Below are 23,179 nucleotides of genomic sequence, written 5' to 3'. Positions count from 1 at the left end.
TTTGTAAGGAATAATTATGGCTGCAGGAAAAGAAATCCGCACCAAAATTAAAAGTGTGCAGAATACACAGAAAATTACGCGCGCAATGCAAATGGTTGCAACGTCTAAAATGAGAAAAACACAGGAACGTATGCGTCAGGCTAGACCTTATGCAGAAAAAGTTCGTGAAGTTATGGCGCATTTGGCTCAAATCAATCCAAGTGCTAGAACTAGTTCTCCGTTTTTGCGTAATCCTTCCGAGCTAAAACGAGTTGGTATAATATTAGTTACAGCTGATAAAGGTTTGTGTGGTGGTCTTAATACCAATTCTGTTAAAATATTCAACGAAAAAATTAAAGAGTTTCGTAACCAGAATGTTGAGATAGATGTTTGTGTTTTAGGGCAAAAAGCCTTTTTGGCAGCAAATCGCGTTAAGGCTAATATTTCTGGTTCAGCTACTGGCTTGGGTGATATTCCAAAAATGGAACAGTTGATTGGTCCACTAACTGGAGTATTTCGTGATTTTTATGAGCAGAAGCTGGATGCGGTATATGTTATATATTCAAAATTTGTTAATACAATGAAGCAGCAGGCTACATTTGAACAGATTTTGCCATTAAGCGATCGGGATTTACGGCTTGATCATAAATATCCATGGGACTATGTTTATGAACCAAGCGCAGAAGAAGTTCTTGATCAATTAGTTAGACGATATATTGAGTCTGTTATATACCAGTGTGTGGCTGATAATATGGCTTCAGAGCAGGCAGCGCGAATGATCGCGATGCGTGCGGCAACTGATAATGCAGGAAATGCAATACATGAGCTGAGTTTAGCTTATAATAAATCGCGTCAGGCAGCAATCACCAAGGAATTGGCTGAAATTTGCGCTGGTGCAGCAGCAGTTTAGTAATCTTTGTAGGATTATCTTTATGGTACAAGGAAAAGTAGTTCAGATTATTGGTGCAGTAGTGGATGTGGAATTTCCACGTACTAGTGTACCGCAAATTTATGATGCATTAAAACTTACTTCAGGTGGGGATTTGGTGCTAGAAGTTCAGCAACAACTTGGTGATGGTATTGTACGTGCTATTGCTATGGGTAGCTCTGATGGTTTAAAACGTGGATTGGAAGTTGTTAATACTGGTGCTCCGATTTCTGTGCCTGTTGGTACTGCGACATTGGGACGCATCATGGATGTGTTGGGGAATCCTATTGATGAAATGGGTCCAGTACAGACAGAGCAACGTCGTGCTATTCATCAGCCAGCTCCGAAATTTGATGAAATTTCACAAACAACCGAATTACTAGAGACTGGTATTAAGGTTATTGATTTACTTTGTCCTTTTGCTAAAGGTGGTAAAGTAGGTCTATTTGGTGGTGCAGGTGTTGGTAAAACAGTTAATATGATGGAATTGATCCGTAATATTGCAATTGAGCATAGTGGATATTCAGTATTTACTGGTGTGGGTGAGCGTACTCGTGAGGGTAACGACTTTTATCATGAGATGAAAGAGTCTAATGTATTGGATAAAGTATCTCTAGTTTATGGACAGATGAATGAGCCTCCAGGAAACCGTTTACGTGTTGCTTTGACTGGCTTAACTATGGCGGAAGAGTTTCGTAATGAAGGTCGTGATGTCTTATTATTTGTAGATAATATTTACCGTTATACATTAGCGGGTACGGAAGTATCGGCTTTGCTTGGGCGTATGCCGTCAGCAGTAGGATATCAGCCTACATTAGCTGAAGAGATGGGTAAATTCCAAGAGCGTGTTGCTTCTACGAAAAAAGGATCAATTACTTCAATTCAAGCAGTATATGTTCCTGCTGATGATTTGACGGATCCATCTCCTGCTACAACTTTTGCCCATTTGGATGCAACGGTTGTATTGAGTCGTGATATTGCTGCGTTAGGTATTTATCCTGCGGTTGATCCACTTGATTCTTCTTCGCGTCAGCTTGATCCTTTAGTGGTTGGTGAAGAGCATTATAATGTGGCACGTGGTGTTCAAATGACTTTACAGAAATATAAAGAATTACGTGATATTATTGCAATTCTTGGTATGGATGAGTTATCTGATGAAGATAAAATTGTTGTTGCTCGTGCACGTAAGATTCAAAGGTTCCTGTCGCAACCATTCTTTGTGGCAGAAGTATTTACTGGTTCACCAGGTAAATATGTTTCGCTAAAAGATACAATTAGTGGATTCAAAGCAATTCTAGATGGTCAATATGATCATTTGCCTGAGCAAGCTTTTTATATGGTTGGTTCAATTGAAGAAGCAGTTGAGCAGGCTAAAAATATTAATTAATAAGGCTTTCCTATGACTACTATGCTAGTGGATATTGTAAGCTCTGAAGAACAAATTTTTTCTGGTGAAGCGGAGTATCTGGTTGCACCGGGGTATGAAGGTGAACTTGGGGTTTACCCTCATCATATTCAGTTAATTAATCGCTTGAAACCGGGTGTTTTAAGAGTTAAATTGCCTAATCATGAGATGCATCTTGTATTTGCAATATCTGGTGGATTTCTTGAGGTTCAGGGTAATAAGGCTACGGTTTTAGCAGATGTAGTTGAACGGAGTGATGATTTGGATGAAGCCAAACTTGTTGAACAGAAAAAGTTGGCGGAAGAAAGAATTAAACAATCTGGTGCTACAATTAATGAAGATGATGCTAAAGCTTATGCTGCGCTTGAATTAATCATTGCCCAACTTAAAGCTGTAGAGTATTCAAACAAACAAGCGCGAAGAAGTTGATAAAATAGATTAAAATTCTAAATTATCATGCATTTAACGAGTGTATGTGATAAAATATTCGCTGAATTATTTTTTGAATAATTAAGTAATAAAAAATTATGAAAGGTCTAAAAACTATGAAAAAATTACTAGCTGTTTTACTTGCTGGTGTTGCTCTTGTAGCATGTTCAAATAATGAAAGCTCATCGTCTGCTAATGCTTCAGCTACAGAAGCATCAGCTCCTGCGGCTGCTCCAGCAGAAGCATCAGCTCCTGCGGCTGCTCCAGCAGAAGCATCAGCTCCTGCAGCTGCTCCAGAGGCTTCAGCTCCTGCAGCATCAGCTCCAGAAGCATCAGCTGCTAAGTAATTTATTACTTGATGTGACAGATTTAGCCAAGCGAAATGCTTGGCTTTTTTATTTGGTGCATTGCTATGCGTTATTTTAGGAAGTTACTACAGCGACTCCAGCGAGTTTTTTTTGGTTACACAACTCCTCGCTGTATAGGGATAGATATATCAACGACAGCTGTTAAAATTGTTCAGTTAAAAGCTGATTCATTGGTGATTGATAAATATAAAATCTTTAATTTAGCCAAGAACCAAGTGTCTGAAGGAGTCATCAATGATATTGAACGTATTGCTGAAGTTATTCAAAATGGCTGGCTGGAGTTTAAGCCTGATTATGAAGATGTAGCTATTACCATTCCCCAAAATGCTGTTATTATGAGGGAATTAAAACTTCCTGAGGTTTCGAATTCATACAAGATGGATGAATTTGTTAGAGAGCAGCTTACTAAAGATCTTGATAATGAAGATATCGATTTTGATTATGTTCTAAAAGATACAAATCCAGATAATCAGATTGCTTCTGTTGTTGTGGCAAAAAAAGAGAAAATTGAAGAATATCAGGCTATAATTCAGATGAGTGGTATAAAAGTTGCTGCTATTGATGTTGAGAATTATGCATTACAATTTTTGTTTGAACATCTTTTAGTAGATAAACCAAGTAATCAGCATATAATTATTCTTGAGCTTGGTGCAACTAGGATTAAAGGGCTCGTTTTCGTAGGGAAGTTATTTATACTATTTAATGAAATTAATGTAAATTATACAACTCTTATGGAAGAGATAGCTACAGAACTTGGAGATCCAAATTACCTGAGAAACTATAAAAGCGTTTATGAATATATTAACGAGTTATTGATAAGTAGAAATCATATTGATCGAAATCTCGTTACAGCTATTGCTTCAGATGTAGCTAAAATGCTACAACAGTTGAAATCAAATGCACTGGTGGAAAAAAAATTAAATTTATCAAAAGATATTGAATGCTATTTGTTTGGTGGTAATGCATTAATTCCTGGTGTTTTAGAAGAAATAAGCCAACATTTTACTAAACGTCCAATGTATGCAACTGATTTTATTTATAAAAATAATGATAGATTTCCAAAAATTGATTTAATGAGATTATTTACTGCAATTTCGCTGGCATCATGGGGGCAGAAAATTGATAAGAATTAATTTATATAATTATCGTTACCAACAGGTACATTATAAGAAATTACGCTTATATTTTTTGATTACTTCAGCAGTTATTCTGGCTTTACTTATAAATATCTTTATTTATGTATTCTATCAAGTTAAAATAATGTACCAGGAGACTAGGAATTCATTTTTGAATGCGCATATAAGTATGCTAAATGAGAGATTAAAGCCAATTAAAGATTTTGAAGCCAGAATAGATATCATTAATAAACATATTGAGTTAATTAATTCGATAGAGAATGAGCGGGATGACATGGTTGCGTTTTTTCAGAAGTTGAATCAAATTACACCCCAGCAAATTTATTTTACAAATATCAGCTGGAATGAATCAAGCGTTACCTTTAATGGTGTAAGCTCAAGTCCGGTATATTTAGCGGATTTTCTAGATAGATTGCGTGCTGAAAGTGGGATTTTTTATGATCCTGTTCTAAAATCAAATAATGCAGCAACTGGTGGGAATTTTAATTTCCTTATATCATCTATGATAAAAGAAAATCTTGTGGCGGAAAGCAATGCTCACGAAGAAAATCAACAAGATTGAATTTTTGCCACTTTATTTGTGGCGTATTCGCTTGCTTATACCTGGCTTGATTGTATTAATGTTTCTGCTATCATTATTGATATATAATAATTTTACAATTAATCAGGTAAATAGATTAGTTGAGTTAGAGCGCATAGAGCAAGAATTAAAAGATAATCTTGTAAAAAATTATGCGCAAGTAAAAAATGTGCCTGCTTATCAGGCAAGATTCAATGAATTAAGAGGTTTGGAGAGCGTTGTAAATGCTAAATTTCCATCCTCAAATGAGATATCCTCTTTATTGATTCAAATCAATCAGGTTGCAGAGGATTCAAATGTAAGTATTGCTAACTTTACCCCAAAAGATACAAAAGAAATAAATTTGACTGCCGGTAATTCTGGGAAAGATAAAATAATGTCTCAAGAGTTTTCAATTATGGCAAATGCAAGATATTTAAATTTTGTTGATTTTATTTTTAGAATAGCCAGATTGCCTCGAGTTATTGCTATTCAGAATATACGGTTATCTAGAATGGATAATAGTACCGTAAATGTATCGTTTGATATAAAAATTTATTTTAGTAGTAAATGATGCTTAAAGTATTGATTGCTTTAATGTTCATCGCTCCTGTTTATGCAGATATAAATGATCTGGAGAGTCTTGTAAAAGAGTTAGAGCAAAAGCGAATTCCTATGCCTACAATTATTTTGCCTAAATTTGGACAGCAGTCTGGAGATTACAAGAACTCTCTACCCAACAATGTATTTGACGCAAGTCGTAATTTTACTAATTATGATTTGAATAGTATGGAATATAATCAGGATTATTCGCTTAATCAGTTACAGATGGTGGGCTATATGAACTATAATGGCATTGATTATGCTTTTTTAAAGACACCATTTGATACGATTAAAGTAAAAGCAGGTGATCAGATTAAAGGTGCCAAAGTAGTTAACATTACGAACTCAGTTACGGAAATTAATCAATTGCAAGTTATTGATGATAAAACTTACAATAAAAAAATCTATATTGAATTGTTACAGCCAACTAATTCTAAAGCAAAATTGAAACAATGAGAAAAATATTAATTATAGTTATTTCCTTTCTTTTTAATAGTGCTTTTGCAGCTTCGATTAGTAATGTTGTTAGTAACGTCTATGAACGAGTGCAATCACTGCAGTTTAATTTTAATTCTACTCCAGTTACTCCGAAGGTTTTTATTGCTGGCAATGACTTAATTTTAGATTTTTATTCAACAGATTATCAGCAGCAGCAAAAAAATATTGAGATTAGTCAGGGATATATTCACCAAATAACCTTGGTATCAGTAAATGATAGAACTCGAGCTGTAGTAGCTGGCGGCGCAAGGTATAAGTATAAGCTTGAATCAAAATCAAATGCTATTGTTGTTCAGCTAAGCGATCAGATCGGTCAATCAGCTATGACTCAGCATCAGGTTGGCGTGATTGACCTAGGTGATAAAAAGGGGGCTACTGATTATTCAATAACTGTTAGTAGTATTAAATTTAGCCGAGATGATAATGGCGGTGGAGTTGTTGAAGTAACTTATACTGGTGATACCAAATTAAACCTTGCTAAAGAACGGCTTGGTAACTCTTTGTTGGTTACCCTCTTAGGTGTGAACTATAATGATTCTTTATTTAAAAAACTAGATGTAACTGATTTTGATAGCCCGATAAAATATGTAAATACTAAAGGTGCAGGTGGAAGATTAAAGATAGAAATAATTAATCGAAACTCTTGGGATTACGCGCTATATCAATTGCAAAATAAGCTAGTTATTAATGTAAGGAATTTAGCAAAAACAACTGGTTCAAGTAGTATCCCAACTTTAAAATCCGGTGGTTCAGATAAGGTCTCCTTTAATTTTCAGAATATAGATGTACGCGCATTATTGCAGCTTCTAGCTGATTTTAGTGGTTATAATATTTTAGTTAGTGATAGTGTTACGGGTACTATCTCAATAAAGCTTAATAATGTGCCTTGGGATCAGGCTTTGCAAACTATTCTCACTGCAAAAGGTCTGGATATGCGTAGGGATGGCAACATAATTCGAATTGCTCCAGCATCGGAATTAGCGGCGATTAATAAACAGCAACAGGATAGTCAAAAATCTTATGAAGCGGTAGAGCCATTAGATACCCTTACTATTCGTTTAAAATATGCTCAGGCAACAACGGTGCAATCAATGATACTAAGACCTGCTACAGCTGGTGGCGGTGTTAATGCTTCGGTTAATACACCAAATCAACCTGCTGGCGGTACATCTTCTTCTCCCGGTGCTTCAATAACAGGTAGTAATCAGCCTAACCAAATTCTATCTTCTCGAGGCTCAATTCTTACTGATAGCAGAACCAATACATTGATTGTTAATGATACACCATCAAGACTTAAAGAGATAAAAGAGCTGGTGGATAAAATTGATATTCCAGTTAAGCAGGTATTGATTGAAGCTCGTATTGTTGAGGCAACAAGTTATTTTGAGAAAGACTTAGGTACTCGATTGTTGCTTGCTGGAGTATCTGGAAATTTAACAATTGCAAATACACTAGAGAATGGAGTAACTATTAATCAACAGGGTATAAATGTTATCAGTTCTGGCGGTGCAGCTGGCGGTACGGCAGGTGCAGGAGCAGCGACAGGTGCTGGTGGTGCAACAGGTGGTGCAAGTACCTTTGTTAATCAAAACTTTGGTGTTAATAATGGGGCATCATTGGCGGCAATATTTAGCCCTAATAGTAATACTTTAATTGGTTTAGAGGTTGATGCTTTGGAGTTACAAAATCAGGGTAGAACAATTTCGAGTCCAAAGGTCATGACCGCAAATTATCAACCAGCTAATATCCAGCAGGGGTACAGATTCCATATCAACAAGCTTCAAGTGCGGGAAATACCAACGTTGCTTTTGTCAATGCAACTTTATCGTTGCAGGTTACTCCGCAAATTACCGATGATGGTTTTATTTTGCTAAATATCAATATACAAAAAAATACACCTAGTCCAACTTTGCAGGTGCAAGGAACTCCAGCGATTAATACCAATAGTGTTACTACTCAAGTACGAGTTAAAGATGGTTCAACCATTTTGGTTGGTGGTATTTATGTTGATGATCAACAGAAGGTTCAAGAACAAATCCCATATTTGGGAGACATACCATACTTGGGATGGTTGTTTAAAGCTCAGCAAACGACTAACTCTAAACGTGAATTATTGATTTTTATCACTCCACGTGTAATTGCGAATAGTTTAGAAAATGACAGCTAAAAATATAATAATTGTCGGCATAACAGGAGTCGGCAAAACAACGATTGGTAAAGTATTATCTGAGAAGCTGGATAAACAATTTATTGATCTTGATAAATACATTGAAGTAAGTTGCGGTGTAGATATACCAACAATTTTTGAATTGGAGGGAGAGCAAGGATTTAGAGATCGAGAATCCCTTGCCTTAAAACAGGTTATCAGTCAAAATGATAATTACGTACTTTCTCTTGGTGGTGGTTGCGTAATTCGGGCTGAAAATCGCCAGATTATTACTCGTAGTAATAATCTTGTCTTGCAGCTGATTGCAGACTTAAAAGTCATAGTTGAGAGATTAGTTAAATCACCAAACAAGAGACCTCTTCTTGCAAATCAGGATATTCAGCAGAAAATAGAAAATCTTTTTAATGAAAGAAAAGAGTTCTATGATGCAGTCAGTGATCTTACTGTTAATACGACTAACTTAAAACCTGCCCAGGTTGTAAGCAAGGTTGAACAATACCTCTAAACACCTCTTCCAAAGTGTGCGCTGCAACTGGAATAGTTGGCAGCAACTTAGTATAATCAGTGCATTGTATAAGTATAATGGAGACATAAAAATGTCTGATATAGTATGGATGCCAACTGACAATCAAATACAAAACAGTCAAATATATAAATTCATTGATTTTTTGAGAAAAAATCAACTTGCTGAGATTGCTGATTCTGATGCACTATATGAGTGGTCTATAAGTAATTCTGAATTATTTTGGAGTAGTTTTGCTAAATTTAGTCAGATAAAATTTACTAAATCTGCCGATATAATACTGGCTGATAGCCATGACATGTTAAATGCGAAATGGTTTGTTGGTAGTAAACTTAATTACGCAGAAAATTTGCTACGGCGAAATGATAACGAATTAGCAATCGTTTTTCGTGGTGAAGATAAAGTTGAATGGAAATATACCTTTGCAGAAGTAAGTAGTATTGTAGCTAAATTGGCTCAGGCTCTACGAGATATTGGAGTTACTAAAGGTGATCGTGTCGCAGGTGATTTACCTAATTTACCGCATACGGTGATGGCAATGCTGGCAACTACCAGCATTGGTGCTATCTGGTCATCATGTTCACCTGATTTTGGTGTGCAGGGTGTATTAGACAGGTTTGGACAAATTGAGCCAAAAGTTGTATTTGCTGTTGATGGTTATTATTATAATGGTAAGCAGGTGGAATGCATAGCTAAAGTAGCTGAAATTATAGATAAATTACCGAGTGTAGAAAAAACAGTTATAGTTAATTATGCAGGATCAACAGTAGGGGTAACGGTTAAGAATAGCATTTCATGGGATGCTCTTCTTGCAGAAACTCCTGTAACTAGCCATAATTTTGAGCAGGTTGATTTCGACCATCCGTTATTCATTATGTATTCTTCTGGAACTACTGGGGTTCCAAAATGTATTGTTCATTCAACTGGCGGCACGTTATTACAGCATTTAAAAGAGCATCAGCTTCATACAAATCTAAAGCGTGATAGTCGGATATTTTATTATACAACTTGTGGTTGGATGATGTGGAATTGGCTGGTTTCTGCATTAGCATCAGAAGCAACACTTATGTTATATGATGGATCACCAACAGCTCCAGATCCTAAGGTGCTTTGGGATTATGTTGCTGACTATCATATAAACGTTTTTGGTACTAGTGCTAAGTATCTTGCATCTCTTGAAAAAACTGGATACAAGCCAAATCAACATGCAGGACTAGAATCTCTAGAAGCTATTTTATCTACTGGCTCTCCATTATTACCTGAAAGCTATGATTTTGTTTATCGGGATATTAAAACTGATGTTCGTTTATGCTCAATCTCAGGTGGAACAGATATAGTTTCCTGCTTTGTCCTAGGGAATCCTGCTAAAGCAATTCATCGTGGAGAGATCCAACAGCGTGGTTTTGGGCTTAGTGTTGAGGTGTTTAACGATAATGGTGAGCCAGCGGGAATAAATGAAAAAGGTGAGCTGGTTTGTACCAAACCATTTCCATGCCAGCCAATTTATTTTTGGAATGACCTTGATAAAGTAAAATATAAGAAAGCATATTTTGAGCGGTTCAATAATATTTGGTGTCATGGTGATTATGCTTCATTAACTGAATATGGTGGGATTGTTATTTATGGACGATCTGATACAACGCTTAATCCTGGTGGAGTCAGGATCGGTACGGCAGAGATTTACCGCCAAGTAGAAACAATTGAGGATATAGTTGAGAGTGTTGTGATTGGTCAGGAAACTGGAGACGATGTAAGGGTTATTTTGTTTATCAAGATGAAAGATGGCAAGGTCTTGTCTGAAGAGTTAAAAGCAACTTTGAAACAGAGAATCAAGATCGGTGCTTCACCGCGTCATGTGCCAGCTAAAATAATTCAGGTAGCTGATATTCCTAAAACGATCAGTGGTAAGGTTGTTGAAATGGCAGTAAAAAATGTAGTTCATGGGGAAGAAGTGAAAAATAAAGAGTCCTTAGCTAATCCTGAAGCTTTGGATTTGTTTGCGAACCATCCTGAACTAAAATTGTAGAAATAAAGGCAGATCATAATTGATCTGCCTTTATTTTACTTTGATTTGAAAGCAAATGTGGTTAATTATCTATTTTATATGGTAATTATTCTACTTGACTAAGCCTTAGATAATCTTCAACTGTCAGATTCTCTGCCCTTGAGCTTGGATTAATGCCAAACTGTATTAATTGCTCTTGAGAGAAGAGAGTTTTGAGACTATTGGCAACCGTTTTTCTTCTTTGGTTAAATGCCTGAGTTGTGATATGATTCAGCTGTTTGACATTAATTAAAGACCAGTCATAGTCAGTTCTTGGCTTAATTGAGACTATTGCAGAATCAACTTTTGGTGCTGGGTAAAATGCTTCTGGTGGTACATCAAGAAGTTTGCGACATTTGTACTTATACTGAAGCATGATTGATAAACGCCCATAATTTCCATTCCCTGGGTTGGCACAGATTCTATCTACAACTTCTTTTTGCAGCATAAAAGTCATATCTTTAATGTTATCAAATTTCTGTAGGTGAAATAGGATAGGTGTTGAAATATTGTAAGGTAGATTTCCCACTACACGTAAGTTGTTAACGCCTCCAAAATCAAAAGCAAGAGCGTCTCCGGCATGTATTTTAATCTCTTCTTTAGAAAAATTCCCTTCAAGAAACTTAATTATATCTCGATCTAATTCGAGTACCTGAATGTGTCCTGCGATTTCAATTAATGGCTTTGTTAATGCAGCTAGACCTGGACCTATTTCAAGAATATTTTCCTCGGGTTTCGGGTCAATACACTGGATAATTTTATTTATTATATACTGATCCTGAAGAAAATTTTGCCCAAATCGCTTGCGTGGTATATGTTGCATTAAAAAACCTTTGTAAATTTTGGAGGTAGGCAATGATTTTACCAATTTAGTCAAAGATTGTAAATGCAAGATAGTGATTTGGGTATAATATAGTCATCATTACTGGATTTTTATTATTTAGTAGTTCGCTGGGGTACGGATTTATGTATTCATATGATGATTTATTTTTATTTACAAAAGTTGTTGAGATAGGCAGTTTTATTCATACTGCAAAAATGCTCAAAATTAGTCACACTACAATTAGCCGGAGGATAAAAAATCTTGAGGAGCAATTAGGGGTTGCTTTATTAAGAGTAAATACCAAGAACTTTGAACCAACACAGATTGGATTGAGAATTTATGAGTCTCTCAAAACTCAGGCTAATACAGTGGATGATATAATTGAAGAAGTTATTGATCATCAGAAAGAGCCTCAGGGTACATTAAATGTCATTTTTCCAAGTGCGATGGCTCTTGATTCTATAACACCATATATTCCAAAATTCTTACGCAAGTATCCTAAAATAAATTTAAATATTAACTATAATAATAAGGAAGTTGATTTAATCCGGGAGGGAATTGACGTTGCAATAATCAATCATATGCCTAAGCAGCAAAATCAAAAAATAAAGCATATTTATAGCATAATGGCATTATTGTACTGTACGAAAGACTATGCTGAGAAATATGGAGTTCCTAAGCATCCAGATGAATTAGCAAATCATTTAGTAACTGGGTATATTTCTGATGATTATAGTATCTCTTCAAATCTTAGTCTCACTAATACCGATACTGATGAGGTGGTTATTATACCAATGCCAAAAAGGATAACAAGTAATAATGCTTTACATAATATTAGATTAATGGAGTCAGGAGAAGTTATCGCTGCTTTACTTGATAATATTGATTTGTCTCATTATCGCTTTGGTGACCTAGTGCCTGTATTGCCGGAGTATCACGTAATGCAGTTAAGGTATTATTTAATTCGTCACCCTAATCATAATGAATTAAAAGTACAGGTATTCTGTAAATTTCTTGAAGAGCAGTTAAAGGCGGAAGATAAAAAATTGAGGTAAAAGCGAGAAATGTATTTGATAGCGGTTAATGATATTTAACTTCTATCAAATACATTATTTAAGCAGCAAACTCTTCAAGATAACTTTTCATTTTTTGTAACGCTTTAACTTCAATTTGTCTTACGCGTTCTGCAGATATATTAAATTCAGCGGCAAGATCATGTAATGTTAACTGATCTTCTGCATCAGTAAGCCATCTGCTTTCAATGATTCTACGGCTTCTCGCATCAAGATGATCCAAAGCATAAGAAATACCATCAGTCTGGATTCTGTCTTGTGATTTACGCTCTAACATTAATTCGGGAGTATGATCATTATCTGCAAGCCAGTCAATTGGTGCTGACTCCTCGCCATTTTCAGCAATTAATGCAACATCAGTACCAGTTAGACGCATATTCATTTCTATAACATCTTCTTTGCTGACATCTAGCGTTTTAGCTATTCTGCTTGCTTCACTATCAGACAGGTTACCAATATCCTCACGTTGTGAACGTAAATTAAAGAACAGTTTTCTTTGTGCTTTGGTAGTTACTGTTTTAACAATTCGCCAATTTTTTATAATAAAGTCATTAATTTCTGCTTTAATCCAGTGAATTGCAAAAGTTACTAGTCGAACCTTTCTACGAGCATCGAAACGCTTAACTGCTTTCATTAAGCCGATAGTTCCTTCTTGAACAATGTCTGCAAAGGCAAGACCATAGCCAAGGTAATTGCGCGAAATGGATACAACCAATCTCAAATGAGATAATACCAAATTACGTGCGGCATCAACGTCTTCTTCTTGACGCCATTTTTCAGCAAATTCGTATTCCTCTTTTTCCGTTAACATTGGAATGCTGTTAACATAAGAAATATAGGCATCCATACTACCATTACTGGCAACTGGGAAATTATTATTTAGAGCTATAATATTAGTCATTGCTCCTCCTTTAAAGGTACTTTTAGCGCACAAATTATAGCAAAAAACTGCTGATTTGTCAAATTACGATATTTAATATGCGAAATCATTTAATGTGAATAAATTCGTATTTGCTAACTGCTTGATTTTAGAGTCCTTTTGCTACTATCCGTGTAAAAACGCGGATGTTTTTTAACTGATGCTAACCGTATAATCCGTTCTGTAGTTTTTAGAAGGGATTACAAAAATGAAAACATTATACAGAGGGAAAATATTTACTTTTACAACTAAGGCAACCTTGTCAAATCTGCAAGGTGTAGTGCCAGATAGTTTATTTGTAAATGATGAGAAATTTATATTTCTAAGAGATGGGGCAATTATTGTTGAATCCGGTAAAATAGTTGCAATTGGTGATTATCTAGATATTAAGAGTCAGCTTCAAGCAGAAGATAAAGAGGTTGATTATAGTGGGAAATTGATAACTCCGGGTTTTATTGATTCACACATGCATGCAACTCAGACTTCGGCAGTCAGTGCTTATGGCGAAAAATTATTAACGTGGCTCGATAATTATATCTTCCCAGGTGAAGTCGCATTTAATAGCGAACAATCCGCGCGGCGTGAGTATGAGATACTATTAAAGCAGCTATTTAAAAATGGAACCACGACAATTTGTGCATATTTACCAAGTTCTTATGATGGTGCTGATCTGCTATTTGAAATTACTGATAAATATAAAATGCGCGCTGTAATGGGGAATACTATTATGACAGATGGTAATCCTAAATTAATTACTGATGGCGAAACCAGTATGTTAATCAGTGAGAAGCTTTATAACAAATGGCATAAAACCAACCGCCTGTCATATGCATTGACACCACGCTTTGCATTAAGTTGCACAGATGAAAGCATGGGCTTATGCAAAGAATTTGTGGAGTCACATTCTGATGCTTATATGCAGACACATTTATGTGAAAATGTAAACGAGATTCAGGATACATTAGCTAAATTCCCTTGGGCAAAGGATTATCTTGAAGTTTATGAGAAATATGGGCTAGTTCATGACAAATCAATCTTTGGGCATTGTATCCATCTATCTGATAGTGAATGGAAGCGGATGACGGAAGCTGAGGTTATATTTGCCAATTGCCCAATTAGTAATAATTATTTGGGTAGCGGGTTATTTCGTTATGATGAAGCAGTTAAAAGAAATGCGAAACTAACATTGGGAACTGATTGGGCAGCAGGTAATACCTTGTCTATGCTAAGAGTAATGGATGATGCCTATAAAGTGGCAATGTTAAATTCGTTTAAACTAGAAACACTAACACGTTGGTATTCAGCAACACTTGGTTCGGCAAAAGCATTGGCATTGGATGATTATATTGGCAGTTTGGAAGTAGGTAAAGAAGCAGATTTCATCGTATTGGATCCTGAAGCAAATGAACTATTAAATTATCGTCTGGAAAGCAGTTATGATTTACTAGACTATCTATTCTCGGTGAGTTCACTCGGAGATGATCGGATAGTCGCTGCGACATATGTTTATGGCGATAATGTTTATACAAATAGTTCCAATTAACAGGATTAAAAGGCTCCCTTCTAAGGCTGTAGCATGAAAATGTTGCGGCCTTGGAGTTTTATTTGGAGTTTGAGTTGAAGGGGTAAAAAGATGAGATATGCCAATAAATGGTTACAATGGTCAAGTGCCGAGTTATTTTTTATTTTTAGTGTGATTTCTGGGGTGATGTTTGGGGTTTTTAGTGGTCCAATTGCCAAATCAATGCATTTAAGTGATACGGCATTAGGTTGGTTATCCGGTATTTTCTTTATAGTGTATGCGATAACCCAGTTTTTTTCTGGTCAATTATTTGTAATCTTTTCAGCAAGAAATGTCTTGCTTATAAGTACGCTGGTTTCTGCTGCTGGAGCACTTTTATTTAGTATGACAAATAGCATTTTTATGTTATTTGCGGCACGGATAATGCTGGGGGTAGGGCTTGCTGCTACTTTTGTTGGGGTACTATTTGTTGCGCAAAATAGTTTTGAAACAAGAATCTTTCCAGTTATTTCTTCGTTAAGTCAAAGTCTTGCCAATTTATGTGCTGGGATATTTGGTTTTATAGCTTTCATGTTAATCAAAAGCGGATTTAGAACCCCCTATATTGCTTTATCAATAGTCTTTTTAATTTGTGCAGTATTAGTATTTTTATTCTTTGATAAAAATCAGAGTAATAATAAATCTGCGAATCAGCAGGTTCCATTTATTGCTAGTTTGAAGAAAATTCTGAAAAATTCTCAAGTTTGGTATGCATCATTATATTTTTCTGGTTTATTTGGTGCTGTACTAACTTTTGTTGATTTATTTGATGTTTCATTCCAAATGAATGCCTTTCACGAAAGTTTCAGCAATGCTACCATTCTTAATTCAATGATTCCCTTTGGTCTGACAGTTGGTGGGTTAACTCTTGGAACACTGGCTCAGAGATTAAATAACTATGTTATTCCAGCTCGGTTTGCTGGACTACTTGCAGTAATAACTTTTGCAGTAATTTTATTCGTAAGGTTTGATTCAGCCAATGCAAACTTTATTGTTGGCAGTATCTGTGTATTATTTGGAGTTGGTTGCAGTGGGTCTATTCTTGCCTTCCAATGTGTTCAGAAAAATATTGCTGAAGCTGAACTAAGACCACTTGCAACATCATTTGTACTTACTTTCTCATATATATTTTCGGGCTTAATTGAGCAACCTGTAGTTGGTGATTTTATTGCCAATACTGAACTTGGCATTATCAATCCGGGTAAGAAAATATTTGTTTACCATTGGATATTTAGTTCAACAGTACATGATGGCTGGTATAAGTATAATATGGGTTTATACTTTATTTTTGCCACACTAATTATTAGTTTTATTGCTAGCTGTTTCTTTAAACAGAGAAATTAGTCTTGAACCAATACGTATCCTAATGTCCATGTCAGAGGTGTACCATTTATTGTTTCTACAGCAGTTAGTTGACTAGATTCCATAGCAAGGTTATTGAACATCATAGTGTTAATCAAAGTGGAGTTTGCACATTGATTTTCTGGTTTAAAGGCAGTTGGGTGTTGTGCCACAATTTGAGCATAATTTTCAACGCAGGTAGAGTTAATGTTCTGTGTGAGTAAGCCCGGTTGACTTTCTATGTTCCAAAAACTTAGGGCATAATAGACACTGGCTATACCAATAAAGGATTCTGAAGAATAACCAGCTACATCTTTTACCTGATTTATTTCTGGATATGGTGCTATAACTGAATCGTAGTTTGATACACAGTTACTAAAATCAAAATTACCATTAATGTCAAGCAAGGTACTGCTGTAGCCTAATGGATAACAGGCATTATGATTTGCTAGCGTATTCATCGTGTTCCTTGCTACATCTTGTCCTAGACCTAAAAAGCTTATTGCGTAGACATTGTAAAATTTATTATTAACTGAAATTTTGATAATACTCTCACTGCTTGCCTGCGGAGTAGCAAATGCTACTTGGGTAGATGCCCCGCCAACTTCAAATATACCATTTGTAATATTATTGCCAAAATTATTTTGTAAATAATTGACGTCCGCCCATGAGTAGATACCTTCATATTGTCCGCTGATTGTTTTTGTCTGATCTAATTCTAGATTATTTTCAATTATTGTTGCAGCAACACTTTGATAAATTGCATTCTGCTGTGATTCCGGCACTAAACGCATTCCAGCAGTACCAAGAACACTGGTTGGAATAATTGCTAAATTGACCGTTGATTCTCTAGTTTGGATAAAGTTAATTGCACTGGTTAATAATGGTTGGATTCCATAACTACCAGCATCTTGAGGATTATTAGCAAAACTTGCCAAAGGAATATTAATTTTTGATTCATATAGGTCGTTTATAACTAGCCCTGATTCTGTTGTCAATTTGTTATAGACATAAATTCGTGAACCACTACTGCCAGCATCAACAACGAATTGATATGGGGATGGCTGTGTTGTGCCATTACTACTTCCCGAACTACATCCGCTAATGACCATCTCTGATGCCAAAAGTAGCATGATTCCATTTACTCGTTTCATCTTTATTCCTTCTGTAGCTATTACTAAGATAATCATATGCGTTTATATGGTTTGTGAGAATAATATTATCATATTTAAAAAATAAATTGATACAAAAATATGTTTCTTAGTTGTATTTTGAAAGTATCCCTTGCTTATATCATAACCATCATTTTTTATTTAAGCTCTTAGAAAATTTGATCCTAGAAAAGTTTGTGATATTTTTAGTCAAATTTATAGCTTTATTGTTCTTGATCAAACTCCTTATAATGATAAAATAACGCAACGTGGTTTTTTGTGAGTAGATTATTATGCTGGTAACTGAACGCCGTAAGTGGTATGTAGGATTTGGAATTGTCCTGATTTTTTTTGTCGCATTACTGATTATTGTACAAGCTAATTGGTATTGGATTTTTGGTTTAATTGGGATCCTTGCTGCAGTTGGAGTTTATGATAGGATTCAGCGCAAACATACATTATTAAGAAATTTTCCAGTTCTTGGTCATATGCGCTATATTCTTGAATTTTTTCGTCCAGAAATTCAACAATACTTTGTTGCAAGTGATGATAGCGAACGACCGTTTGACCGCAAAACTAGAACTATAGTCTATGAACGTGCCAAAGGAATACCGGATACCATTTCATTTGGTAATGATAAAGATATTATGAAAGCTGGGTATGAATGGGCACTACACTCTCTTTCACCTAAACATCATACCGATGTAGATCCGCGTATAATTATTGGTAATGAGCAATGCAAACAGCCGTATTCAGCTTCTCGTCTGAATATATCTGCACTAAGCTTTGGGGCACTATCCAAAAACGCCATAATGGCACTAAATCTTGGAGCTAAAAAAGGAAATTTCCTGCATAATACTGGTGAAGGTGGATTAACTGAATATCATTTACTTGGCGGCGATGTAGGAATGCAAGTAGCAACTGCATATTTTGGATTTAGAACTGCTGATGGCAATTTTGATCCAGAAAAGTTTCGCCAACAAGCAACTCTGCCAAATGTTAAACTAATTGAGATTAAGCTATCTCAGGGGGCAAAACCAGCTCATGGCGGAATGTTACCCAAAGAAAAAATCACGCCAGAAATTGCCCGCATTCGTGGCGTAAGTATGGATAAGGATGTAATCTCCCCGCCGACACATAAAGCCTTTTCAACGCCACTAGGTTTATGCCATTTTATTGCTCAGTTACGAGAGTTATCTGATGGTAAGCCAGTTGGCTTCAAGCTTTGTATTGGTAAAAAAACTGAATTTTTTGCAATCTGTAAGGCAATGTTGCAAACGGGTATTTATCCTGACTTTATTGTGATTGATGGGATGGAAGGTGGTACTGGTGCTGCACCTTCGGAGTTTGTAAATTCAATTGGTATGCCACTTCAGGAAGCTTTGGTTTTTGTTAATAATGCTTTAGTTGGTTGTGGCTTACGTAAACATATCCGCATTATTGCCAGCGGAAAAAATGCGACAGGTTTTGACATGGTGCGGATGATGGCATTAGGTGCTGATATTATCAATTCTGCACGCGCCATGATGTTAGCTTTGGGTTGCATCCAATCTAAACAATGTGGTAATAATACTTGTCCCGTTGGTGTTGCCACGCAGAATCCGCGCCTATTTAAGCAGCTCGATATTGATGATAAGTCTGAGCGGGTGTATAATTACCATAAATCAACGGTTAAAAATTTTACAGAGCTAGTTGGAGCAATGGGACTTGAAAATCCGAGTGATATTTTGCCATCAAGTGTGATGCGTCGAATAAGTGATCACGAAGTGCGCTATTTTGATGAAATTTATGAATTTGTGAAGTCGGGCTGTTTACTTGAGGCTTCGACAGTTCCTAAGCAATATCAACGCTTTTGGGAAGCTGCGACCCCTGACTCCTTTACGTTTGTTCATTAATATGCGAAAGCCCGGGTTAATTTAATCCGGGCTTTTCTTTTACCGTAAGTTATATTTTATCATTGTTACCGAATCAAGTTTATAAACATCACTTTCACAAATAGGTATTGACTGTTTAAATTCCTTACAATCATAAACCAAGGTATGAAACTCTCCCTGTTCACCGCAAATATCAAGTGGTCGTGAGACTAATTCATATAGATTAAGATTATGATAATCAGCACCCAAAATATCATCAAGATTAAAAGAATTATTTATAACATTAATTTTAGCTTTGATCTGGTATTTGTGGAGTAAGGTATAAACTTCAAATCTAGATTTCCCCCATATTGGCATAAGTGCTTTAATCCCAGCTTCATGACATAATTCATCATTAAATTTCTTATGTGCCAAGTTATCCATATCTCCAAAGATGCAGCCATCAATTTGATATTTTTCAATTAAGATTTTTAATCCAGATAACAGAGTTTGACGATAATTTTCCCAGCTGGTATCTAAATAAAGAATTGGTATTCCCAATAAGTTTGCTTGTAACTCAAGAATTTCTCTGTCAACTCCATTTGATCGAGAACAGTTATGTTTACCATCGAGCATAGTTAATAATGCAACTACTTCTATTCCTTGTACCTTTGCTAAATGGTAAACTAGACAACTATCTTTGCCACCACTCCAGGCAACAACTGCTTTTTTCATTCATATTTCCAAAATTTTAATTATTGTTTATAAGACGCAATTCCCGTTTCAAGATCTTTCCGGTGGCATTTCTTGGTAATTTTTCCATAAAGAAGATTTTTCTGGGTTGTTTAAAAGGTGCAAGAAGCGGCTTTAGGTAATCCTTAACTTCTTTTTCTGAAATTTCAACGCCTTCTTTTGCTTCAATGTAGGCAACAGGGGTTTCATTTTCTTCAATATCTTTAATTCCAATTACTGCACAAGCCTGAATCTTTTCATGTGTATAGAGAAATTCTTCAATCTCTCGGGGATAAATATTCATTCCCTTATGGATGATTAAATCTTTTTTACGATCAATTATAAATACATAACCATCTTGGTCAACATAACCAATATCCCCAGTTTTAAACCAGCCATCCGTAATAACCTCTGCCGTTTCTTCTGGGCGGTTATAGTATCCAAGCATTACACAATCACCCTTAATACATAACTCACCAACTTCTCCACGTGGCTCAAGGCGAAAATCTTCGCTAAAAGCCTCGATCTCAAAGCTTGGTAATGGAGTTCCCACAGAACCAAACTTATTTGCCCAAGGTTTATTTAATGAAACACCTGATGCGCACTCACTAAGTCCATAACCTTGAACCAATTTTCCCCGTTTGAAGGTTTTGCTAAAACGTGTAATTACGTCTTCGGATAATGGAGAAGCTCCTGAGACCCAGCCTTTTACATTATGAAACCAATGAAAATACCAAGGTAATTTTGCTCTTGCCATAGCACTAAATATGTCCGGAACACCAACAAAGTATTGGCAGCGGTGAAGAAGAACCAGTTTTAGGAGTTGGGCAAAATCTTTTTTGGTCGCAATTGAGCGGACAATGATGACACCGCTATTGGTGGCTATCGGTAACAGAACTGTTACTGCAAGCGTGAAAGCATGAAACATCGGAAGGTAACAGATAAATTTTGCTTGTCCTTCTTTGATATTATAATGCTCAATTGCGCCATAAATAATTGATAGTAAATTTTGATAACTAAGCATAGCTCCTTTGGGCTTACCGGTAGTACCACTTGTATATATGATTACTGCAAGATCATTTAAGTCTTTATCTACGAATGAGGTAGTATCTCTAAATTTATCTGTAATTTTAGTATAGTCTATATTTTTTTCATTTTCAAGCGGAACGCCATCAACCCAAATGACTTTCTCTATTTTGGTAGCAATAGTAAGTCCTTTTATTTCAGAAGCAAACTTAGCTGAGGCAAATAACAACTTAGCCTCAGAGTCATTCAGAATATAAGCATATTCATCATGTTTGAGGAAATTATTAACAGGAACTGCCACTGCTCCAATTTTTGAGATTGCAAACAGGTTTACAATAAACATGTATGAATTTGCCATAATCATGGCAATTTTATCACCCGGTTTTATCCCCGATTCAACCAAATAACTGGCAACTGTATCTATATGTTTTTTTAAATCAAGATTAGATATTTTAATGTCACCATCAATAATTGCTGTTTTATTTTGTTTTTTACGTAAGTTATTACCTATAATCTGATAGAAATTATTGACGGGATATTCTCGATTCATTAGTGTACTTTCCAGTAAATATCATTCTAATTATTTTACCAGATTGGTTTAATAAAGGTGAGAACATAATTAAGATGAAATCAGTTCTGCTTGGTTAAAGTAGATTAAATCATTTATAATCAGTATATTATATGGGTTTGCATATTTGGGAATAGATTTTGCAAAAGTGGGAAACCGTGATAAATTTGGCTATAGTATTATACGTGGTTAGGAAGGTATCAGTCATTTATAATGGATTGATAAATAGAGGTTTTATGTAAAAGGGGCTTATCATGTATAGTGAAATCTGCTTTTTTGTTAAAATTGTTCAGGCTGGTAAGATTGCAACTGCAGCTAGTACTTTGGGTATTGCTCAATCAACTATCTCCAGAAAAATTTCTAGTCTTGAGAAGAAGCTAAATCATGCGCTTATTCGTAGAGGTTACGGAGAAATTTCTCTAACTGATTATGGAATGAAGCTTTACAATTCATTTAAAGGAATTGAAGCTGAAATTGAAAAACAAATGGAAAAAAGTAGGCTTTGTAATCCTGGTTTATGAGGACTAGATATGATTGATGATATTCTACTTTTTTTAAAAGTGGTAGATGCAGGTAGTATTCTTGCAGCAGAAAAAAAACTTTCTATTCCTCATTCTACAGCGGCACGGAGAATTGATGGATTGGAAGCTAAAGTAGGCAAGACTCTCTTAAATAGAAGCCCGCAAGGTGTATCTTTGACTGAAGATGGAAGGTTTTTCTATGACTGTTTCAAGAGCTATGAACGTAAGCTTAATGACTTATTTGAAGAAAATGAGATAAGTATTGAGGGTAAATTAAACGTTGTTTTACCTTTTACGTTTGCAAATAACCTTTTAATCCCAGAAATAAGTAACTTGCTACTTAAATATCCAGATTTGGAGTTAAACATTGTTCATAACTTTAATAAATTTAATATGAAAAAGGAATTGTATGATTTAGCGATCACAGATTACGAGCCATTACAGCAGTCACAGAAAATAAAAAAGATTGGTAGAACCAAGCTGCTACTGCTTTGTACTCCTGAATATGCAATTAATTATGGCTTATTAAATAAGGTTGAGGATGCTTATAAACATTTTATTGTTTGTCGATCGGATTTGGAGGGATTAGAGAGTAATACAATTAAGCTATTTTCCGAAGATGATGCAAAAATGGTTGAGCTTGAGGTTAAGCGGAAAATTACGCTAAGTAGTTTTGTTGAGGCAAAGTCTTTTATCATGGGTCATCAGGGGATTGCTGAGTTGCCAGAGTATCTGGTTCAGGAAGAGTTAGCCTCTAATCAACTGATTCGATTATTTCCCGAGTTTCATGCCGGGTATATTGATTATTATCTTTTACGAAATATTAACGAGAATGATCCAAAGTTCAAAGCTTTTATGACGTATATTAATAAAATTTTTGATAATCTTTCGGTTAGTACTTCAGAGCGTAGTTTTGTAGATAAGGTATATGGCTAGAAAAATAGGGATAGAAAAATCTACCCCTATAAGCAA

At 35.5% G+C, this 23,179-nt stretch carries 23 protein-coding genes; 18 read left to right on the top strand and 5 right to left on the bottom strand.

Annotation, left to right across the window (positions count from 1 at the left end):
• The first annotated feature begins 16 nt into the window (after window positions 1–16).
• The 12 genes from atpG to CUN60_RS00660 all read left to right on the top strand — a co-directional run bounded on the left by atpG (window position 17) and on the right by CUN60_RS00660 (window position 10,621).
• Window positions 17–889, top strand: a complete 873-nt coding sequence (atpG, locus tag CUN60_RS00715; protein WP_102950182.1) for a F0F1 ATP synthase subunit gamma — start codon at window positions 17–19, stop codon at window positions 887–889.
• Between the two features lie 22 nt (window positions 890–911).
• Window positions 912–2,294, top strand: coding sequence for a F0F1 ATP synthase subunit beta (atpD, locus tag CUN60_RS00710; RefSeq protein WP_102950181.1), 1,383 nt, complete (start codon window positions 912–914; stop codon window positions 2,292–2,294).
• Window positions 2,295–2,306: 12 nt separating this feature from the next.
• Window positions 2,307–2,741, top strand: coding sequence for a F0F1 ATP synthase subunit epsilon (locus CUN60_RS00705; protein ID WP_102950180.1), 435 nt, complete (start codon window positions 2,307–2,309; stop codon window positions 2,739–2,741).
• Between the two features lie 116 nt (window positions 2,742–2,857).
• Window positions 2,858–3,088: a hypothetical protein gene (locus CUN60_RS00700; RefSeq protein ID WP_102950179.1), complete on the top strand. Its 231-nt coding sequence runs from the start codon at window positions 2,858–2,860 to the stop codon at window positions 3,086–3,088.
• A 65-nt stretch (window positions 3,089–3,153) separates the two neighbouring features.
• On the top strand, window positions 3,154–4,242 hold the full coding sequence (gene pilM / locus CUN60_RS00695) for a pilus assembly protein PilM (protein ID WP_158649223.1): 1,089 nt from the start codon (window positions 3,154–3,156) through the stop codon (window positions 4,240–4,242).
• Entirely contained in the window at window positions 4,229–4,807 is a 579-nt protein-coding gene (locus CUN60_RS00690; RefSeq protein ID WP_102950177.1) for a PilN domain-containing protein, read from the top strand. The genes pilM and CUN60_RS00690 overlap by 14 nt, the downstream gene beginning before the upstream one ends.
• Entirely contained in the window at window positions 4,779–5,378 is a 600-nt protein-coding gene (locus CUN60_RS00685; RefSeq protein ID WP_102950176.1) for a type IV pilus inner membrane component PilO, read from the top strand. Before CUN60_RS00690 ends, CUN60_RS00685 begins: the two co-directional genes overlap by 29 nt.
• Complete coding sequence (locus CUN60_RS00680) at window positions 5,375–5,863, top strand: hypothetical protein (RefSeq protein ID WP_158649222.1); 489 nt, start codon at window positions 5,375–5,377, stop codon at window positions 5,861–5,863. Before CUN60_RS00685 ends, CUN60_RS00680 begins: the two co-directional genes overlap by 4 nt.
• On the top strand, window positions 5,860–7,779 hold the full coding sequence (locus tag CUN60_RS00675; protein ID WP_102950174.1) for an AMIN domain-containing protein: 1,920 nt from the start codon (window positions 5,860–5,862) through the stop codon (window positions 7,777–7,779). The genes CUN60_RS00680 and CUN60_RS00675 overlap by 4 nt, the downstream gene beginning before the upstream one ends.
• Window positions 7,668–8,072: a type IV pilus secretin PilQ gene (locus CUN60_RS00670; protein ID WP_102950173.1), complete on the top strand. Its 405-nt coding sequence runs from the start codon at window positions 7,668–7,670 to the stop codon at window positions 8,070–8,072. The genes CUN60_RS00675 and CUN60_RS00670 overlap by 112 nt, the downstream gene beginning before the upstream one ends.
• Entirely contained in the window at window positions 8,062–8,577 is a 516-nt protein-coding gene (locus CUN60_RS00665) for a shikimate kinase (protein ID WP_102950172.1), read from the top strand. Before CUN60_RS00670 ends, CUN60_RS00665 begins: the two co-directional genes overlap by 11 nt.
• A gap of 91 nt (window positions 8,578–8,668) precedes the next feature.
• Window positions 8,669–10,621, top strand: a complete 1,953-nt coding sequence (locus tag CUN60_RS00660) for an acetoacetate--CoA ligase (RefSeq protein ID WP_102950171.1) — start codon at window positions 8,669–8,671, stop codon at window positions 10,619–10,621.
• An 85-nt stretch (window positions 10,622–10,706) separates the two neighbouring features.
• Here the strand turns inward: CUN60_RS00660 and rsmA are convergent, their stop codons facing one another.
• Window positions 10,707–11,462 carry a 16S rRNA (adenine(1518)-N(6)/adenine(1519)-N(6))-dimethyltransferase RsmA gene (rsmA, locus tag CUN60_RS00655; protein WP_102950170.1) on the bottom strand — a complete coding sequence of 252 codons (756 nt, stop codon included), beginning with the start codon at window positions 11,460–11,462 and terminating at the stop codon, window positions 10,707–10,709.
• 143 nt (window positions 11,463–11,605) lie between these two features.
• On the opposite strand from rsmA, the gene CUN60_RS00650 reads away from it, so the two are divergent.
• Window positions 11,606–12,517 (top strand): LysR family transcriptional regulator, encoded by a 912-nt coding sequence (locus CUN60_RS00650; RefSeq protein ID WP_102950169.1) that lies wholly within the window; start codon window positions 11,606–11,608, stop codon window positions 12,515–12,517.
• Between the two features lie 58 nt (window positions 12,518–12,575).
• On the opposite strand, the gene rpoH is transcribed toward CUN60_RS00650, so the two are convergent.
• Window positions 12,576–13,436 carry an RNA polymerase sigma factor RpoH gene (gene rpoH, locus CUN60_RS00645; protein WP_102950168.1) on the bottom strand — a complete coding sequence of 287 codons (861 nt, stop codon included), beginning with the start codon at window positions 13,434–13,436 and terminating at the stop codon, window positions 12,576–12,578.
• Window positions 13,437–13,662: 226 nt separating this feature from the next.
• Here rpoH and guaD point away from each other — a divergent pair, with 226 nt between their 5' ends.
• Both guaD and CUN60_RS00635 read left to right on the top strand, forming a co-directional pair.
• The gene (gene guaD / locus CUN60_RS00640; protein WP_102950167.1) at window positions 13,663–14,997 is read left to right on the top strand and encodes a guanine deaminase; all 1,335 of its coding nucleotides are present in this window, start codon (window positions 13,663–13,665) and stop codon (window positions 14,995–14,997) included.
• A 90-nt stretch (window positions 14,998–15,087) separates the two neighbouring features.
• On the top strand, window positions 15,088–16,359 hold the full coding sequence (locus tag CUN60_RS00635) for an MFS transporter (RefSeq protein ID WP_102950166.1): 1,272 nt from the start codon (window positions 15,088–15,090) through the stop codon (window positions 16,357–16,359).
• Here CUN60_RS00635 and CUN60_RS00630 read toward each other — a convergent pair.
• The gene (locus CUN60_RS00630) at window positions 16,356–17,510 is read right to left on the bottom strand and encodes an acetate and sugar kinases/Hsc70/actin family protein (protein ID WP_158649221.1); all 1,155 of its coding nucleotides are present in this window, start codon (window positions 17,508–17,510) and stop codon (window positions 16,356–16,358) included. The two genes, CUN60_RS00635 and CUN60_RS00630, sit on opposite strands and share 4 nt — an antisense overlap.
• 290 nt (window positions 17,511–17,800) lie before the next feature.
• On the opposite strand from CUN60_RS00630, the gene CUN60_RS00625 reads away from it, so the two are divergent.
• On the top strand, window positions 17,801–19,402 hold the full coding sequence (locus CUN60_RS00625) for an FMN-binding glutamate synthase family protein (protein WP_102950164.1): 1,602 nt from the start codon (window positions 17,801–17,803) through the stop codon (window positions 19,400–19,402).
• A gap of 39 nt (window positions 19,403–19,441) precedes the next feature.
• On the opposite strand, the gene CUN60_RS00620 is transcribed toward CUN60_RS00625, so the two are convergent.
• Together CUN60_RS00620 and CUN60_RS00615 are read right to left on the bottom strand one after the other, a co-directional pair.
• Window positions 19,442–20,095, bottom strand: a complete 654-nt coding sequence (locus tag CUN60_RS00620) for a Dph6-related ATP pyrophosphatase (RefSeq protein WP_102950163.1) — start codon at window positions 20,093–20,095, stop codon at window positions 19,442–19,444.
• Window positions 20,096–20,111: 16 nt separating this feature from the next.
• Entirely contained in the window at window positions 20,112–21,668 is a 1,557-nt protein-coding gene (locus CUN60_RS00615; RefSeq protein WP_102950162.1) for a long-chain-fatty-acid--CoA ligase, read from the bottom strand.
• 272 nt (window positions 21,669–21,940) lie between these two features.
• Here CUN60_RS00615 and CUN60_RS00610 point away from each other — a divergent pair, with 272 nt between their 5' ends.
• Window positions 21,941–22,207, top strand: a complete 267-nt coding sequence (locus CUN60_RS00610; RefSeq protein ID WP_102950161.1) for a helix-turn-helix domain-containing protein — start codon at window positions 21,941–21,943, stop codon at window positions 22,205–22,207.
• 9 nt (window positions 22,208–22,216) lie between these two features.
• A complete protein-coding gene (locus CUN60_RS00605) occupies window positions 22,217–23,143 on the top strand; it encodes a LysR family transcriptional regulator (protein ID WP_102950160.1) in 927 nt (308 codons plus the stop codon).
• The last annotated feature ends 36 nt before the right edge of the window (window positions 23,144–23,179 follow it).

Origin of the sequence: Aquella oligotrophica (assembly GCF_002892535.1) — a bacterium.
In the GTDB taxonomy this organism is placed as follows: domain Bacteria; phylum Pseudomonadota; class Gammaproteobacteria; order Burkholderiales; family UBA11063; genus Aquella; species Aquella oligotrophica.
The sequence above is the reverse complement of the archived record's forward strand: the minus strand, read 5'-3'. Positions and strand labels throughout refer to the sequence as shown.

Coding starts and splice junctions, on each gene's coding strand:
- CUN60_RS00625 (WP_102950164.1), top strand. CDS start 17,801: ATGCTGGTAACTGAACGCCGTAAGTGGTATGTAGGATTTGGAATTGTC.
- CUN60_RS00660 (WP_102950171.1), top strand. CDS start 8,669: ATGTCTGATATAGTATGGATGCCAACTGACAATCAAATACAAAACAGT.
- CUN60_RS00635 (WP_102950166.1), top strand. CDS start 15,088: ATGAGATATGCCAATAAATGGTTACAATGGTCAAGTGCCGAGTTATTT.
- CUN60_RS00620 (WP_102950163.1), bottom strand. CDS start 20,095: ATGAAAAAAGCAGTTGTTGCCTGGAGTGGTGGCAAAGATAGTTGTCTA.
- CUN60_RS00705 (WP_102950180.1), top strand. CDS start 2,307: ATGACTACTATGCTAGTGGATATTGTAAGCTCTGAAGAACAAATTTTT.
- CUN60_RS00680 (WP_158649222.1), top strand. CDS start 5,375: ATGATGCTTAAAGTATTGATTGCTTTAATGTTCATCGCTCCTGTTTAT.
- CUN60_RS00605 (WP_102950160.1), top strand. CDS start 22,217: ATGATTGATGATATTCTACTTTTTTTAAAAGTGGTAGATGCAGGTAGT.
- CUN60_RS00675 (WP_102950174.1), top strand. CDS start 5,860: ATGAGAAAAATATTAATTATAGTTATTTCCTTTCTTTTTAATAGTGCT.
- CUN60_RS00630 (WP_158649221.1), bottom strand. CDS start 17,510: ATGAAACGAGTAAATGGAATCATGCTACTTTTGGCATCAGAGATGGTC.
- CUN60_RS00665 (WP_102950172.1), top strand. CDS start 8,062: ATGACAGCTAAAAATATAATAATTGTCGGCATAACAGGAGTCGGCAAA.
- CUN60_RS00615 (WP_102950162.1), bottom strand. CDS start 21,668: ATGAATCGAGAATATCCCGTCAATAATTTCTATCAGATTATAGGTAAT.
- atpD (WP_102950181.1), top strand. CDS start 912: ATGGTACAAGGAAAAGTAGTTCAGATTATTGGTGCAGTAGTGGATGTG.
- CUN60_RS00685 (WP_102950176.1), top strand. CDS start 4,779: ATGCTCACGAAGAAAATCAACAAGATTGAATTTTTGCCACTTTATTTG.
- atpG (WP_102950182.1), top strand. CDS start 17: ATGGCTGCAGGAAAAGAAATCCGCACCAAAATTAAAAGTGTGCAGAAT.
- CUN60_RS00650 (WP_102950169.1), top strand. CDS start 11,606: ATGTATTCATATGATGATTTATTTTTATTTACAAAAGTTGTTGAGATA.
- CUN60_RS00610 (WP_102950161.1), top strand. CDS start 21,941: ATGTATAGTGAAATCTGCTTTTTTGTTAAAATTGTTCAGGCTGGTAAG.
- pilM (WP_158649223.1), top strand. CDS start 3,154: ATGCGTTATTTTAGGAAGTTACTACAGCGACTCCAGCGAGTTTTTTTT.
- guaD (WP_102950167.1), top strand. CDS start 13,663: ATGAAAACATTATACAGAGGGAAAATATTTACTTTTACAACTAAGGCA.
- CUN60_RS00700 (WP_102950179.1), top strand. CDS start 2,858: ATGAAAAAATTACTAGCTGTTTTACTTGCTGGTGTTGCTCTTGTAGCA.
- rpoH (WP_102950168.1), bottom strand. CDS start 13,436: ATGACTAATATTATAGCTCTAAATAATAATTTCCCAGTTGCCAGTAAT.
- rsmA (WP_102950170.1), bottom strand. CDS start 11,462: ATGCAACATATACCACGCAAGCGATTTGGGCAAAATTTTCTTCAGGAT.